The sequence below is a fragment of the Streptomyces sp. SID13666 genome (genome assembly GCF_010548325.1).
GTDB lineage: Bacteria > Actinomycetota > Actinomycetes > Streptomycetales > Streptomycetaceae > Actinacidiphila > Actinacidiphila fildesensis.
Window position 1 is genome coordinate 1 of record NZ_JAAGLX010000182.1, and the last position, 455, is coordinate 455.

1 protein-coding gene and 1 pseudogene are annotated in these 455 nt (G+C 64.8%); both read left to right on the plus strand.

Translation table 11 applies throughout. The features are described 5' to 3' along the window. A pseudogene (locus G3I60_RS47000) lies at positions 1–105 on the plus strand (glyoxalase); the annotation flags it as partial. 190 nt (positions 106–295) lie between these two features. Continuing rightward, a partial coding sequence (locus G3I60_RS44000; protein WP_164608582.1) for a nuclear transport factor 2 family protein occupies positions 296–455 on the plus strand: 160 nt, incomplete at its 3' end.

Genomic DNA, 455 nt, shown 5'->3' on the forward strand with positions numbered 1-455 from the left:
GCAGGCGAAACCGGCGAGCAGTGGACGATGTTCCTGCTCGACCCGGCCGGCAACGCCCTGGAGTTCAAGGCGTTCGCCGACGACTCCCAAGTGTTCGCCACGTGACTACGCCGGGACCCCTGCGGCGCGTCCCGGCGGTGAATCGGCAGGTACGCCAGCTATTCATGGGCTGGTGGCTCAACAACCGGAACAAGCCCGGTTCGGGTCTTGGCCAAGTGGCCGCCGACGCAGCCTGACCCAGGTCTCGACCAACCCGGCGCAAGAGCGCGCCTCAACCTCAGACCGGAGACACACCATGTCGAAACCGACCTATGTCGCTGACCACATCGCCATCACCGAAGTGCTGGAAAAGTACAATCAGGGCGTCGCCAAGGCCGACAGCGCCATCATGAAGCCCGCGTTCGCCGAAGAGGCGACGATTTTCGGCGTGGAGAACGGCACGCTCTCCGGCGGTG